This is a genomic window from Anaeromassilibacillus sp. An172 (genome assembly GCF_002160515.1).
GTDB lineage: Bacteria > Bacillota > Clostridia > Oscillospirales > Acutalibacteraceae > Limousia > Limousia pullorum.
Genome location: NZ_NFKS01000022.1, coordinates 41,066 through 52,501 on the forward strand (window position 1 = coordinate 41,066; position 11,436 = coordinate 52,501).

Annotated in this window: 15 protein-coding genes; 12 read left to right on the forward strand and 3 right to left on the reverse strand. The window is 47.3% G+C overall.

Annotated features, from left to right (window positions below):
• The first annotated feature begins 59 nt into the window (after positions 1–59).
• A complete protein-coding gene (locus B5F08_RS10075) occupies positions 60–407 on the forward strand; it encodes an HNH endonuclease (RefSeq protein WP_087378878.1) in 348 nt (115 codons plus the stop codon).
• Here B5F08_RS10075 and B5F08_RS10080 read toward each other — a convergent pair whose 3' ends face one another.
• On the reverse strand, positions 408–1,040 hold the full coding sequence (locus tag B5F08_RS10080; protein ID WP_087378880.1) for a hypothetical protein: 633 nt from the start codon (positions 1,038–1,040) through the stop codon (positions 408–410).
• A 178-nt stretch (positions 1,041–1,218) separates the two neighbouring features.
• Between B5F08_RS10080 and B5F08_RS10085 the strand changes: the two genes are divergently transcribed.
• The 4 genes from B5F08_RS10085 to B5F08_RS10100 are packed head-to-tail and all read left to right on the forward strand — an operon-like array spanning position 1,219 to position 5,890.
• The gene (locus B5F08_RS10085; protein ID WP_087378882.1) at positions 1,219–1,767 is read left to right on the forward strand and encodes a P27 family phage terminase small subunit; all 549 of its coding nucleotides are present in this window, start codon (positions 1,219–1,221) and stop codon (positions 1,765–1,767) included.
• 4 nt (positions 1,768–1,771) lie between these two features.
• Entirely contained in the window at positions 1,772–2,554 is a 783-nt protein-coding gene (locus B5F08_RS10090; protein WP_087378884.1) for an S-adenosylmethionine synthetase N-terminal domain-containing protein, read from the forward strand.
• On the forward strand, positions 2,554–3,792 hold the full coding sequence (locus tag B5F08_RS10095) for a site-specific DNA-methyltransferase (RefSeq protein ID WP_087378886.1): 1,239 nt from the start codon (positions 2,554–2,556) through the stop codon (positions 3,790–3,792). Before B5F08_RS10090 ends, B5F08_RS10095 begins: the two co-directional genes overlap by 1 nt.
• On the forward strand, positions 3,779–5,890 hold the full coding sequence (locus B5F08_RS10100) for a DNA cytosine methyltransferase (RefSeq protein ID WP_087378888.1): 2,112 nt from the start codon (positions 3,779–3,781) through the stop codon (positions 5,888–5,890). Before B5F08_RS10095 ends, B5F08_RS10100 begins: the two co-directional genes overlap by 14 nt.
• A 27-nt stretch (positions 5,891–5,917) precedes the next feature.
• On the opposite strand, the gene B5F08_RS10105 is transcribed toward B5F08_RS10100, so the two are convergent.
• Positions 5,918–6,094, reverse strand: a complete 177-nt coding sequence (locus B5F08_RS10105) for a TraY domain-containing protein (RefSeq protein WP_087378890.1) — start codon at positions 6,092–6,094, stop codon at positions 5,918–5,920.
• A gap of 24 nt (positions 6,095–6,118) precedes the next feature.
• On the reverse strand, positions 6,119–6,322 hold the full coding sequence (locus tag B5F08_RS10110) for an Arc family DNA-binding protein (RefSeq protein WP_087378892.1): 204 nt from the start codon (positions 6,320–6,322) through the stop codon (positions 6,119–6,121).
• Positions 6,323–6,432: 110 nt separating this feature from the next.
• Here B5F08_RS10110 and B5F08_RS10115 point away from each other — a divergent pair, with 110 nt between their 5' ends.
• From B5F08_RS10115 to B5F08_RS10145, 7 genes are all read left to right on the forward strand, one after another.
• On the forward strand, positions 6,433–6,771 hold the full coding sequence (locus tag B5F08_RS10115) for a hypothetical protein (RefSeq protein WP_087378894.1): 339 nt from the start codon (positions 6,433–6,435) through the stop codon (positions 6,769–6,771).
• An 84-nt stretch (positions 6,772–6,855) separates the two neighbouring features.
• Positions 6,856–7,125, forward strand: a complete 270-nt coding sequence (locus B5F08_RS10120) for a hypothetical protein (RefSeq protein ID WP_087378896.1) — start codon at positions 6,856–6,858, stop codon at positions 7,123–7,125.
• Positions 7,126–7,281: 156 nt separating this feature from the next.
• Positions 7,282–8,229, forward strand: coding sequence for an amidoligase family protein (locus B5F08_RS10125; protein WP_087378907.1), 948 nt, complete (start codon positions 7,282–7,284; stop codon positions 8,227–8,229).
• Positions 8,230–8,298: 69 nt separating this feature from the next.
• The gene (locus tag B5F08_RS10130; RefSeq protein ID WP_442856072.1) at positions 8,299–8,763 is read left to right on the forward strand and encodes a gamma-glutamylcyclotransferase family protein; all 465 of its coding nucleotides are present in this window, start codon (positions 8,299–8,301) and stop codon (positions 8,761–8,763) included.
• Complete coding sequence (locus B5F08_RS10135) at positions 8,760–8,957, forward strand: hypothetical protein (RefSeq protein WP_087378898.1); 198 nt, start codon at positions 8,760–8,762, stop codon at positions 8,955–8,957. The genes B5F08_RS10130 and B5F08_RS10135 overlap by 4 nt, the downstream gene beginning before the upstream one ends.
• A 78-nt stretch (positions 8,958–9,035) precedes the next feature.
• Positions 9,036–10,637 carry a terminase large subunit gene (locus B5F08_RS10140; protein WP_087378911.1) on the forward strand — a complete coding sequence of 534 codons (1,602 nt, stop codon included), beginning with the start codon at positions 9,036–9,038 and terminating at the stop codon, positions 10,635–10,637.
• An 18-nt stretch (positions 10,638–10,655) separates the two neighbouring features.
• A partial coding sequence (locus tag B5F08_RS10145) for a phage portal protein (protein ID WP_087378900.1) occupies positions 10,656–11,436 on the forward strand: 781 nt, incomplete at its 3' end.

Below are 11,436 nucleotides of genomic sequence, written 5' to 3' on the forward strand. Positions count from 1 at the left end.
GATCGGCCTCATGGGAGTAATCCTGTGGGGCTTTCCTTATGCCCCAAGGAGGTGAAACAGTGCCGAAGAAACCAAGGCGGCCGTGTTCTTATCCCGGCTGTCCCAATCTTACCGACAAACAGTACTGTCCCGAGCATGAGGCTCTTGCAAGACAGAACTACAACAAGTATGAGAGGTCACCTGAGGTGAACAAGACCTATGGTCGTGCATGGAAGCGTATCCGTGACAGGTATGTGGCAGCCCACCCGCTGTGTGAGATGTGTCAGAAAGAGGGACGGCTTGTCCCTGCTGAAGAGGTACATCACAAGCAGCCTATAAGCAAAGGCGGCACACACTCACAAGATAACCTCATGAGCCTGTGCCGCAGTTGTCACAATAAGATTCACATTGAACTGGGAGACCGATAATTACTGAAGTTCGTAGAGATAATCGAGGACAGAAACGCCCCTTTCATTTCGCAATCGGAACAACAGCATATCGACCTTTTTGGTGTACGGGACAATTTTGTAAACAGGAGACAGAGCATCGAACCGGGCAATTGCTTTTTGCATGAACGGCTCGTTTTCGTATTTGCTGTATTCCGATACCACAGCATCGAAAACCGAACAGTAATAAGCAATCCGTTTTGAGGCATCGGCATCCTTTTTTCTCTGGAAGGCCGGATCGTCAGCCTTTATGTATTGACCGTCCATTCGCTGGAAACCAAGCACCCTCAACACATGCCGGTCAAGAACCGGGCTGTCGGGGTCGAGAGTGTGCAGTAATTTGCTTGCAAATGAGTAATGGACATCACCTGTATGCGTGTAGATGTGCTGAAGAACTTCACCAAACGACGGATGGCTGCTCCGGCATTCCTGCATGTATTTGAAGTAGAAGTCCTTGAAACTCTGCTTTACCTGTGCAGGAAAATAGTATCCTGAGTACGCCCTTTGAAAGTCTTGATTGGTCGAGACATCAACGCTGGGGTTCGAGATAAGATTCATAATCAAGAGATACTTGTCGTGACCTTTAATGACTTCATTGTCGATGATGAACTCCATACTTGTCCCTCCAGCTAGTTTCTACCCACAGTTTAGCACGAAATGAGAACAAAATCTACCCAAGGGGGCGGTCAAATCTCTACGGCCTTGACATTAGGACAGCGGCCTGGGGCTTCGTGTTCAAAAACAGCGAAATCAAAAGGGTAATTGACCCCGGCATAGAAAGGACGGTGAAAGCGTGCCCACAAAATCCAATAACATCGGCGGGCGTGGCGGAGCAAGACCTGGTGCAGGTCGCAAAAAGAAAGCCCTTTCAGAAAAAGTTGAGACTGGCAATCCAGGTGGAAAAACACTCAAAGTTCTGGATATTCCGGATGTAAAAGGTGTAGATATGCCAAAGCCTCATGACTTCCTGTCCGCTACCCAGCGTGACGGCGGTCAGCTGCAGGCAAAGGAAATCTATGAGGAAACCTGGGAATGGCTCAAATCCATCGGCTGTACAGCTGTGGTGTCTCCGCAGCTTTTGGAGCGTTACGCCATGTGCGCCGCTCGATGGATACAGTGTGAAGAGATGACTTCCTCGCTGGGCTATCTTTCCAAGCACCCAACAACGGGCAAGCCGATCCCGTCTCCGTTTATCAATATCGGCATCAACTACATGAACCAGGCCAATCGGCTCTGGAATGAAATTTACCAGATTGTCAAGGAGAATTGCTCCACGGAATATTCAGGAGCAAGTCCCCAGGATGATCTGATGGAGCGCCTACTGAGGGCGCGGAAAGGATAAGCGTATGATTGAAAAAGTGAATCCTTCGCACCCGGACAAGGTAGCTGACCGTATTGCCGGTGCGATTGTTGACCTGGCATATGCAACAGAGGATAATCCCAAAATCGCAGTGGAAGTTCTGATTGGACACGGCGTTTGCCATGCGATCATTGAAACGACTACTGCCCTCGACAAAGAAGAAATCGCTGAAGCCATCGTGCGAATCGCCGGTATGGTTTTGACAGACATCTATATCGTCAAGCAGGACGCACATCTTTCGGAAAATCAAAAGCACGGCTTTCGCTGCGGTGACAACGGCATCTTCAAGGGAATGCCCCTCACCCAGGAGCAAAAGGAGCTGTCTGCAATTGCTCATCGGATCTATGGTCAGTACCTCTCCGATGGAAAATACATCATGGATGGCATCCGGCTGATCATCTGCCAGAGCAATGCCCCCAGACATGAACTGGAAGCACAGTACCCCGGCGCGGAGATCAATCCTCTGGGAGATTGGACCGGCGGAACCGATGTAGATACGGGAGCAACCAACCGCAAACTTGGCTCCGATATGGCTAACTCGGTAACTGGCGGCGGACTTCATGGGAAAGACCTCTCCAAGGCGGATGTATCCGTCAATATCTATGCCTTCCTCAAAGCCCAGGAAACCGGAAACCCAGTGGAACTTTGCTGTGCCATCGGTGATGAAATGGTGGACGGTATTCCATACACCCAGATCGTAGAAATTGCCCGTAACTATATCCGCTCTGTGGGCGGCTTTGAGAAGTTCGCAGAATGGGGGTTGTTCTGATGAGCAAGACAACCAGTGAAATGCAGCTTGTGCCTGTCACCAAGCTGGTTCCGTATCAGAACAATGCCCGGACCCACTCCAAGGAGCAGATCAATAAGCTGCGATCCTCCATTCGGGAGTTTGGATTTGTCAATCCCGTCATCATTGACCGTGAGTACAATGTCATTGCAGGACACGGTAGAATTGCTGCCGCCTGTGAGGAAGGCATCACCGAAGTACCGTGTGTTTTTGTCGACCACCTTACTGAAGCCCAGAAGAAAGCCTACATCCTGGCAGACAATCGCATGGCACTGGATGCCGGTTGGGATGAAGATATGCTCCGTGTGGAGTTGGAGGCTTTGGAGGAAATGGGCTATGACCTGGGTCTGACCGGTTTTGATGACAAGGAACTGGCAGCACTTTTTCCTGTGGAGGAAGCCAAGGAAGATGATTTCGATGTGGATGCCGAACTACAAAAGCCCACCTTTACCAAGGCTGGCGATGTATGGACTCTGGGCAGACACAGGTTAGTATGCGGTGACTCCACTGACCCTGCGGTCTATGAAGTGCTCATGGACGGCGTGAAGGCCAACCTGGTCATCACCGACCCACCTTACAATGTGAACTACGAAGGCTCCGCTGGCAAAATCAAAAACGACAATATGGCGGGTGAAAAATTTTACGAGTTTCTCCTTGCCGCATTCAAAAACATGGAATCGGTGATGGCACCGGACGCATCCATCTATGTGTTCCACGCTGACACCGAGGGTCTCAATTTCCGCAGGGCGTTTGCCGATGCGGGTTTTTATTTGTCCGGATGCTGTATCTGGAAGAAACAGTCCCTTGTGCTGGGGCGCTCTCCTTATCAGTGGCAGCACGAACCAGTGCTATACGGTTGGAAGAAAAACGGTAAGCATCAATGGTACACCGGCAGGAAGGAAACCACCATCTGGGAATTTGACAAGCCCAAGAAGAACGGTGATCATCCGACTATGAAGCCGATCCCGCTGCTGGCCTATCCCATCGGGAATTCCAGCATGACCAATTCCATCATCCTTGACCCCTTCGGCGGCTCCGGCAGTACCCTGATTACCTGTGAGCAGACCGATCGTATTTGCCGCACCATTGAACTGGACGAAAAGTTCTGCGATGTAATCGTGAACCGATACATCGAACAGGTCGGTTCTACGGAAGGTGTGTCTGTGGTGCGTGACGGCAAGGCCTGCAAATATGAGGAGGTCGCAAATGGAAGTGAATAAGTCCCTGACCCTCGGTAGCCTGTTTGATGGCTCCGGGGGTTTTCCTTTGGGCGGCTTGCTTGCAGGAGTAACTCCAATCTGGGCTTCGGAGATCGAACCGTTTCCCATTCGCGTAACCACCAAGCGTCTGCCATTTATGAAGCATTACGGAGACGTTTCTCAAATGCACGGCAGTGAGATTGAACCGGTGGATATCATCACGTTCGGTTCGCCTTGCCAGGATATGAGTATCGCAGGAAAACGTGCGGGATTGGATGGCTCCCGCTCCAATCTTTTCTATGAAGCCATCCGAATTGTAAAAGAAATGAGGTGTGCAACAGGTGGTGCAAAACCAAGATACATCATCTGGGAGAATGTCCCCGGTGCCTTTTCCTCAAACAAAGGACAGGACTTCCGCTCCGTCCTCGAAGCGGTCTGCTCGGTCAAAGATACAGACCCGATTATTCCTGAACCTCCGAAAGGCAAATGGGAATACGCAGGAAGCATCGTGGGAGATAATTACTCAGTTGCCTGGAGAGTCCTCGACGCTCAATTTTGGGGAGTTCCCCAGAGAAGGCGCAGAATCTTCCTTATCGCAGATTTTGCAGGTGGGAGTGCCGAGCAAATACTATTTGAGTCCGAAAGCCTGTCAGGGTATTCTCCGAAGGGCTTCTGCTCGTGGCAAGGAACTGCCCGAGGTTTTGAAACTGGCACTGATGCGGCAAGCTTCGATGGATACAACGGAAGTGTAGCGGATAAGGCATCCACTCTCGGTGTAAACTGTGGAATATCTACTGGTCGAAATGGCGTGGTGCTCAATGACCAAGGCGGCAGCCGAATGGATGTCACTGAAGATGTTACCTGTACTCTTCGTGCTGAAGCACACCATCCTCCCTGTGTAATGGAGTCGGCTGGTTTCTGCACAGAGCATTCCGCTCAAGCCAGATCCATCGGTTATGAGCAGGAGCGTTCTCCCACTTTAAGGGCAGGTGTTGTACCTGCTGCTATTGCTTTAGAAAACCATCCGACAGACAGCCGGATTAAACTCTCTGAAGACGGAACGGTGCAGACTCTAACCTCTCGCATGGGAACCGGTGGAAACAATGTGCCGCTCCTCATGAAAATCCGCTCCGGTTGTGAAGGCGGCGGCAAAGGTCCTCTTATCCAAGAGGATAAATCCGCAACTTTATCCTGTAACAATGACCAGACGCTTTTTGCCCCGGTTGCTTACGGTGTCTGCTCTAAGGATTCCAATTCTATGAAATCCAACAATCCCAACAGCGGTTTTTATAAAGCAGATACATCCAGAACCCTTGACGGAAACGGCGGAAATCCATCTTGCAGCCAAGGCGGCATTGCCGTTGTTGAATCCATTCCCTTTACCCAAAAACAGCAGGACGAGGTTCGAATGCTGGGCAGCAAAAGCGGCACATTGTGTAAAGCTGCCACCAAGCAACAGACCTATATTCTACAAGGTTCCATGATTGGCAGAGAGGCAAAAAATGGTCCCCAGGGTGACGGCATCAACGAGGATGTTTCCTTTACCCTTAATACCATTGACCGTCATGCAGTCTATGCTATGACCACAGGCAGCTTTGCCAATATCGGCGAAGACACTGCACCTACCATTTTGGCAAGGGATTATAAAGATCATACAGCAGTGGCATATGGTATTGACCGTGCAGCGAACCATGATAAAAATGCGAAATTCAATCCTGTAGCAGCTGAGAAATTGCAGCAGACCCTGGCGGCAAAAGATCCCGGTGCTGTCGCCAAGGGCGGACCGGAATACACGGTACGCAGATTGACCCCCACTGAATGTGCGAGACTGCAAGGGTTTCCCGATTGGTGGTGTGACGGCTTGGGAATCGACACCCCAACATATGGGGAAATTGATTTCTGGTGCGAGGTGTTTGAAACGCATCGTAAAGTCATTGGCACATCCACAAAGCCAAAGACCGAGACTCAAATCATAAAGTGGCTGAAAAACCCGTATTCTGATGCCGCTGAGTATAAGATGTGGGGAAACGGTGTTGCGTTACCGTGCGTTGCTTTCGTGTTGTCCGGGATTGTTTGGTCATCAAAAAATGAGGAAGCATACCTCTCTGCTTCCTCATAAATCTTTATTTTAAAACATACCGCTGAATCACTCACTGTCTACCGGAATTTTCCCGTTTTCCTTTTCGTATTCAGCTACACGTTTTTTCAGAAATTGTTCTATTTCTTTATTTGCAGAACGTCCCTCTGACTCCGCTATATATCTGAATTTCTTAAACAGCAGTCTGTCAACTCTCAATGTGTATCTTAAAAGCTTTTCATCCATAATGGTTCCTCCATTCGGCTGAGTTTATTTCTTTCTGGTAGGCTTTACATTGTCTGCCGGATTTAGGGAACCGTCTATTTCTCCGTGCTCCTGTTCGTAGGATTTTATGTTTTCTCTAATCAAAACAAGTATGTGGCTGTTTACGGAACGCCCCTCATAATCCGCTATAAAACCCAGCTTTTCCAGCATTTCTTCCTCTATTCGTATCGACACACTTTTTATAGCCATATAATTACCTCCACACAGATATATTGTATGTTTATTTTATAGCTATCGTATGCTATAATGTGATTTTAGATATACAGTATATCTAAATATTTTTAGGAGTGATTGATTATATGAAAGTCGCAGTTGTCGGTTCAAGAAAGCTCTATGTCAACGATTTAGGAAAATATCTCCCCGAAAATGTCACCGAAATAATTTCCGGCGGCGCCAAAGGCGTTGATACTTCAGCAAGGGACTACGCTATTTTAAACAGTATTAAGCTTACGGAGTTTTTGCCGGAGTACAGCAAGTACGGGCGAAGCGCTCCTCTAAAAAGAAACATAACCATAATTGAAAACGCAGACCTTGTGCTTGCTTTTTGGGACGGAACCTCTAAAGGAACAAAGTATGTTATCGACCAGTGCAGAAAGCGAAACATTCCCATAAAGGTTTTCAAGTCTATTTGTCAATAACGGAGAATTTCTCTTATGCCCTTGATTTTTGCCTTTCTTAGAGTGATATATGTTACTGCCTAAACATGAAGGGTGGTATTTAAAATGGATAAGGAAATGGAAAAAGACCTTGATGAATTTATTGTTTCCAGAATAAATTATCACGGCAGTAACGAAAGCGAGGGTGTTGAAGATGCTTATCTAAGCTTTAGTGATGCGGTTCAAAAGCTCAGGGACACGCTGACTCCGGAACAGGAATTTCTTTTCAAAAAATGTGAAAACTCATACGGCGTTCTTGAAGGAGAAACTATCAATTTTTATTATCAGTCGGGTTTTTCTGACGCTGTGAATTTTTTTAAACGGTGGCTCAGATAAACAAATGTGTGTCTGTAATGTCAAAAATACACAAATACAGACACACAACATCGTATAGTATATTATCGAAAAAACACTGGATATAGTATGCTTTTAGAGTTAATATTTGTGTACCGAAAGGGAAAGAAAAAGAAAGAAAAAACGGAGGACACAGAAATGAACGAAAAGCTTATGAACCAGGTTAACGAAATGAAAAAACAGACCATCGGCGTTGAAATAGAGATGAACAGCATTACAAGAGAAAAAGCCGCAAAGATTGCCGCCGAATTCTTCAACACAAACAGATACAAGGACACAGCAAGAAGAAACGGCTATCAGACCTTTTCAGCATGGGACGGACAAGGCAGAGAATGGAAGTTCCAGAAGGATGTAAGCATTGCGGGTCCCAACAATGAAAAATGCGAGCTTGTGACACCGATTTTAAACTACGAGGACATGGAAACACTGCAGGAGCTTGTAAGACTTCTCCGCAAAGCCGGAGCAAAGAGCGACGCCACAAGAGGCTGTGGAGTTCACGTACACATTGGAGCAAAGGGACACACACCGAAGACCCTGAGAAACCTTGCAAACATAATGGCAAGCCATGAAAGCCTGCTGGCAGAAGCACTGCAAATCGACAAAGGCAGAATGAACCGCTACTGCAAAACGGTAAATCCTGAATTTTTGCATGAAGTAAACGCAAAGAAGCCTAACACAATGGCAGAGCTTGCGGACATTTGGTACGGAAGCCACAGGGCAAACATCGGAAGAGATCATCATTACAACGACAGCCGCTACCATATGCTCAACCTCCACGCAACCTTTACAAAGGGGACAATCGAATTTAGACTGTTCCAATTCGACGCACCGGAAAACGGCAGACAAAACGGACTTCACGCAGGACAGCTTAAAAGCTACATTCAGCTTTGCCTGGCATTGAGCCAAATGGCAAAGACAGTAAGAACCGCAAGCCCGAAGCCACAGCAGAACGAAAATCCAAAGTATGCAATGAGAACATGGCTTTTAAGACTTGGATTTATCGGCGAGGAATTTGCCACAGCAAGAGATATTCTCACAAGAAAGCTTTCCGGAGATTCAGCCTTCAGAAACGGCAGAGTTGCTTGAACGCAATAAAAGACCGCATGACCGCTTCGGCGGTCTTAAGGCGGTGATAAGACTTTGAAAGGATTGAATATTATGGAAAAACGTTACTATGGAGCATATGGAAGCAATCTCAATATCAGGCAGATGAAAATACGCTGTCCGCAGGCGAGAATCATTGGAACATCGGTGATTGAAGGAAGTCAGCTTCTTTTCAAAGGAAGCCGAACCGGCTATTACCTGACGGTGGAGCCTAAAGAAAATTGCAGGGTTCCAATCGCTGTCTGGGAAGCGACACAGAGCGATGAACTTTCCCTTGACAGATACGAGGGGTTCCCGAGCTTTTACTATAAAAAGGATATGGTACTTCCCGTCAAAGGAATAAAAACCGGAAAAGTTAGAAAAAGAGAGGTTTTCCTCTATATAATGCATGAGCACAGACCAACCGGAAAGCCTTCATCTTTGTACCTTAGAACCTGCTTTGAGGGTTACAGAAATTTCGGTTTTGACAACTCACCATTGATAAAAGCCTGCTTAAACTGCGGAGGAAGTATATGAAAAACGAAAATTTTACAGAAGAAAAAATCTGCCCGTTCTGCGGACAGATATACACAGCCCGACCCGCTGTTTCAAGAAAAGACGGAGAAACTCTTATCTGCCCTGACTGCGGTATAAGAGAAGCCCTCACGGGACTTGGGATAGACTGGGAGGAACAGGAAAAGATTTTGGAAACGATCCATAAAAGTATATGATAACATTTATAGAATATTTTTTAAGGAACATGCCAAAACGGTATGTTCCTTTTTATGGTTATCGGGAGGTGGTCATATATCAGAAAGCTGAGAGGTTACAAGCCCACAAAGTTCATGTCAAAAAGTTCTCACTACGACAAATCGGCGGCGGATTATGCTGTAAACTTTATTCAATGCCTTTGTCATACAAAAGGCACTTGGGCAGGCAAGCCCTTTGACCTTATCGACTGGCAGGAACGTATTATCCGTGATGTGTTCGGAATCATCAAGAAAAACGGATACCGGCAGTTCAACACGGCTTACATAGAAATACCCAAAAAGCAGGGAAAGTCTGAACTTGCGGCGGCTGTGGCTTTGCTTCTCACCTGCGGAGACGGTGAGGAGCGTGCAGAGGTTTACGGATGCGCCGCCGACCGCAATCAGGCAAAAATAGTTTTTGATGTGGCGGTTGACATGGTAAGGCTTTGTCCGGCTCTTGCCAAACGGGTGAAGATACAGGAGTCCCAAAAGAGGCTTACATATCTTCCCACAAACAGCTTTTATCAGGTGCTTTCGGCTGATGTTGCCAACAAACACGGCTTTAATACCCACGGGGTTATCTTTGACGAGCTTCACACTCAGCCCAACAGAAAGCTATTTGACGTTATGACAAAAGGCTCCGGTGACGCACGAATGCAGCCGCTGTATTTTCTCATAACTACAGCCGGAACAGACACTCAATCCATATGCTATGAAACTCATCAAAAGGCGCTTGACATTATTGAGGGCAGAAAGCATGACCCCACTTTCTATCCCGTTATCTACGGAGCCGCTGAGGATGAGGACTGGACAGACCCAAAGGTATGGAAAAAAGCCAATCCCTCCCTGGGCATTACGGTTGATATTGAGAAGGTAAAAGCCGCCTGTGAGTCAGCAAAGCAAAACCCGGGCGAGGAAAACGCTTTCAGACAGCTAAGGCTTAATCAATGGGTAAAACAAGCGGTTCGCTGGATGCCTATGGATAAATGGGACACCTGCAGCTTTCCGGTTGATATGGACAGCTTAGAAGGACGTGTCTGTTACGGAGGTCTTGACCTTTCATCCACAACGGATATAACGGCTTTTGTGCTGGTTTTTCCTCCGGAATATGAGGGTGACAAGTATGTTATACTGCCCTTTTTCTGGATACCGGAGGACAACATAGACCTGCGTGTCCGGCGTGACCATGTTATGTATGACCTTTGGGAACGTCAGGGCTTTTTGCAGACTACCGAGGGAAACGTGGTGCATTACGGATATATCGAAAAGTTTATTGAAGACTTAGGGAAGCGTTTTAATATCCGTGAAATAGCCTTCGACCGCTGGGGAGCCGTTCAGATGGTGCAGAACCTTGAGGGCGAGGGATTTACCGTCGTTCCTTTCGGTCAGGGCTTTAAAGATATGAGTCCTCCCACCAAAGAGCTTATGAAGCTGGTATTGGAACAGAAAGTTGCCCATGGAGGACATCCGGTTCTGCGCTGGATGATGGACAACATCTTCATCCGTACCGACCCTGCCGGCAACATAAAGGCGGACAAGTCGAAATCAACTGAAAAAATAGACGGCGCTATTGCCACAATCATGGCTTTAGACAGAGCAATCAGGTGCGGTAATACAAATACTGAAAGCGTTTATGATAACCGTGGTATTTTATTTATATAAGGACAAGGAGGATATTTTATGAGCATACTTTCGGGCTTATTTCATTCCCGTGATAAGCCAAAGAATCAGACTGCCGGAAGCAGGTATACGTTTTTTATGGGCGGTTCTTCGTCGGGCAAGGCTGTTACAGAGCGTTCCGCTATGCAGATGACGGCGGTTTATTCCTGCGTCAGAATTTTGTCGGAGGCTGTGGCGGGTTTGCCTCTTCATTTTTACCGATATACCGATGACGGCGGCAAGGAAAAAGCCATAGACCACCCGCTTTACAGCTTACTTCACGATGAGCCTAATCCGGAGATGACCTCTTTCATCTTTCGTGAAACCTTAATGACTCATCTTCTGCTATGGGGAAACGCTTACGCACAGATAATCAGAAACGGCAAAAATGAAGTTGTTGCGTTGTATCCCCTTATGCCAAACAAAATGGAGGTGAGCAGGGACAAAAGCGGACAGCTTTACTACACGTATGTTACTCAGCCGGAGGAAGTCCGAACAATGAAAGGTACAGTTGTATATCTGAGACCCTCGGAGGTTCTTCACATTCCCGGTCTTGGCTTTGACGGTCTTGTGGGTTATTCGCCTATAGCTATGGCGAAAAACGCCATCGGCATGGCTATAGCCTGTGAGGAATACGGAGCTAAGTTTTTTGCAAACGGAGCTGCTCCCGGCGGTGTGTTGGAACATCCCGGAACTATCAAAGACCCACAGAGAGTACGTGAAAGCTGGCAGTCCACTTTTGGCGGAAGCGGCAACAGCAATAAGGTAGCTGTTCTGGAGGAAGGAATGAAATACACACCAA